Genomic DNA, 3,357 nt, shown 5'->3' with positions numbered 1-3,357 from the left:
CCGCGGCCACCTCGACGCCCGCCAGCGGCTGGCCGGCGGCGACGACGCGCCCCTCGACCACCGCGGCGCCGCGCAGCGCGGCCGTGGGCAGCGAGCCGTCGGCCCGCACGCGCACGTCGGCGTCGAGCGCCCCCGCGGCGCGGAAGAGGATTTCGTCGCCGGGCGCGGCGCCGACGAGCTTGTAGGCGCCCGCGTCGTCGCTCGTCGCGGCCTCCGCCTCGGCCCCGGCGCGCCACGCGACCGCGCCGGCGAGCGGCCGCCGCGTCTCGGCGTCCACGACCCGGCCTTGGGCGACGCGCGGCGCGGCGAGGACGATCCGCCGCCGCCCGCCGGCGCGCGTCGTTTGAGGCTCACGGCCCGCGGGCGTGGTTTGGGACTCGCGCCCCGCGGGCGTCGTTTGGGACGCACCACCCGCGAGCGTCGTTTGAGGCGCACCGCCCGCGAGCGTCGTTTGAGACTCACGGCCCTTCGCGCCCGCGCCGGGCGTCGTTTGCGCCCCGCCGGCGCCGAACGTCGTCTCGGCCGTCGCGCCGTCGGCGGCGACGACCCGCAGGCGCGGGGCCGCGCCGAGGGCGGCGAAGCGCGCCTCGCCGCGCCCGTCCGCGCCGACGAAGCCGAGCGGCAGGTCGAGCCTCGCGTCCACGAGGAGCGCGTTCGCCGCGGGAAGGTCGCCCGTCGCGACGACTTCGACCGCCGTCGGCGGCGCGGCCGCGACGGTCAGCGTCGCGCGAGGGCCGTGCACCGCGTCGCGCGCGGCGACGCCGCGCCCGGAGAGCAGCGCCGCCGCGCGGCCCGCCCCGCGCGCGGCGAGGGCGAAGCGCGCCTCGCCCTTCGCGTCGGTCGTCGCCCATTGCTCGGCGGGACGCCAGAACGGAACGGGGCCGCGCGCCGCCTCCGCGCGCAGCCGCACCGTCGCGCCCGCCGCGGGCTTCGCGCCGTCCGCGACGGCGACGACCAGCCCCGCGTCGCGCTCGAGCCGCGCGTCGTCGAGCGCGGTCGGCTCGACGAGGGCCAGCGGCGCGGTGGTCAGCGGAACCGTCCCCTTGGTCTCGATCCTCGCGACGTAGACGCCGGGCTTCGGCGCGGCGAGGACGAAGCGGCCGTCGGCGCCGGTCTTCCCGCGCACGGCCGGCGTCTCCGCGCGCCCCGCGAGGGCGAGCGCCGCCGCGGCGCGCGCGTCGAGGCAGGGGTAGAGCGCGACGTCGGCCCCGGCGAGCGGCGAGCCGCCGGCCGAGAGCACGCGCCCCTCGGCGGACGGCGCGTCCCGCTCCCCGTCGTCCGCGGCGAGGGCGACGCCGAGCGCGGCGGGCAGGGCGAGGAGGCAAAGGACGAGGAGGGCTGTGCCGGCCGGACGGGGAACGCTCATCGACGATCGCTCCTGCGTGGACGCGCCCGCGCGCCGGGCGAGTCCTTCACCACAGGAGACGTCCGGAATCGCCCGCGGATAACGGGCACGAGCCGCGAATTGTCGAGCGGCCGAAGCGTCGAGCCATCGGGCGTCCGAACCGGTCAGGGGGATATGAGACGACGAGAATGCCCGGCGCACGCGGTCTTCGGCGTGTTCGCGCGAGAGGTGGGGAATCATCCCGATCCCGTAATTTCCCTAAACTCCCTCTAAACGACCCCGCATCGTCGTCGGCGACCTCCGTGGAGGACGTCCTCTTCTGGCGACGGGTCGAGGGCGGCCGGCGCGTTCCGACGATCGTCGTCTCGCGCACGCGTCTTTGGCGTCCGCCGCGCGACGGGGACCTCGCGAACCCGATGCCCTGCGGCCGCAAAGGCAACGGTTCGCGCCGATCACGTCGGGCGGCAGACGCGGTGGCGGCGCCGTCGTTTCGACGACGTGATCGGCGCGCCAGCCGCCCCTAGGTCGCCGCCCTCATCGCGCGGCGCAATCAGCGCGCGCGTCGGACGCGGCGCGCCGCGCAACCAACGCGCGGGGCGGACGCGGAACGACGCGCGCGACGACGACCGGACGCGGCGCGCGTCAGAGGCGGAGCGAGGCGGGGGCGGAGGGGGTCGTCTGCACGACGCCCTCCGTGGTCTTCCCCGCGTCGTCGGTGACGCGGACCGTCCAGCGGCCCGGCGGCACGTCGCTGAACTGCGCGCGGCCGCCGCCCATCGCGAAGCTGCTCGTCGCCCGCAGCGACGCGTCGAGGCGCCGCCACGGAAGCCCGTCCTCGCCGATCAGCGTCACGCTCGCCGCGCGCCCCTCCAGCGCCGGCGCGTCGATCGTCAGCGCGCAGCGCGGCGGCAGCGCGACCGCGTACGGCCCGCCCGGCACGCCGACCGTCAGCCGCGCCGTCGCCGCGCCGTCCGCGACGACCAGCATCTCGAACCGGCCGCGCGGCGCGTCGCTCACCGCGACCGCGCCCCCTTCGCCCGTGCTGTACGAGCCGCCGCCGACGCTCGTCCCCGCGTCGTCGAACAGCGCCGCCGTCACGCGGTCCGGCGTCCCGCCCGCCGCGAGCGCGACCTCGAGCGTCAGCGCCGTCTCCGGCTCGGCGAGGATCTGCACGTTGTCCGCCGCGCCGCCCTCGCCGATCGTCGCCGAGGCGCTCGCCGGCGCGTATCCCTCGGCGCGCGCCGTGAGCGTCCACCGCCCCGCGGGCACGTTGGCGAGCGCGAACCGCCCGTCCTCGCCCGTCGCCGCGAGCCGCGGCCCGCGCACGCCTCGCGTGCCGTCGTCCGGCGCGGGCAGCGAAACGACCGCCCCGCCGATCGGCCGCCGGCTCCGCGCGTCGAGCACGCGCCCGCCGATCCGCCCGCGCGGCGCGCGCAGCGCGACCTCGCGGTCGCCGGAGAGATCGACCGGCGTGGCGAAGGCCAGCCCGTCGGCGTCGCGCGTCGCGACGACGCTGTACCGCCCCGCCTCGAGCCCCTCGATCTTGAACCGCCCGTCCGCGTCGGCCGCGGCGAAGGCCGTCGTCGGCCCGTCGGCGTAGATCGCGAAGCCCGGCAGCCCCGCGTCGCCGTCCACGACGCGCCCCGCGAGCGCGAAGCCGCCGCCGAAGTCGAGGTCCGCCGCCGCCTCCGGCTTCTCGGCCGAGATCGTCGCCGCGACGTCCACGACCTTGCCGCCCGGCGTCTGCCCCGTGATCGTGTAGGCGCCGAAGCGCAGATGCTCGAGGCGGTACCCGCCGCCGGCGTCGGGCTGCGTCCGCGACGACGCGCCGCCGCCGTTCGGCTGGGCGACGATCGTCGCCGCGGCGATTCTGTCCGGGGCGAGGCCGTGGACCGCGCCGGCGACCGCGCCGCCGGCGGAGACGCGCAGCTCGACCCCCTGCACCGACCGCCCCTGCACGTGGACGGTGAACGGCGCGGACGGCGCGTAGCCGTCGGCGCGCGCGACGAGCG

General features: G+C 78.5%; 2 protein-coding genes. Both read right to left on the bottom strand.

Translation table 11 applies throughout. The annotated features are described in order from the left end of the window. The coding region (locus tag LLG88_10925; protein ID MCE5247414.1) for a hypothetical protein at window positions 1-1,366 on the bottom strand (1,366 nt) is incomplete at its 3' end. Window positions 1,367-1,987: 621 nt separating this feature from the next. Next, the coding region (locus LLG88_10920) for a carboxypeptidase-like regulatory domain-containing protein (protein ID MCE5247413.1) at window positions 1,988-3,357 on the bottom strand (1,370 nt) is incomplete at its 5' end.

The organism is bacterium (genome assembly GCA_021372775.1).
GTDB lineage: Bacteria > Acidobacteriota > Polarisedimenticolia > J045 > J045 > JAJFTU01.
The sequence above is the reverse complement of the archived record's forward strand: the minus strand, read 5'-3'. Positions and strand labels throughout refer to the sequence as shown.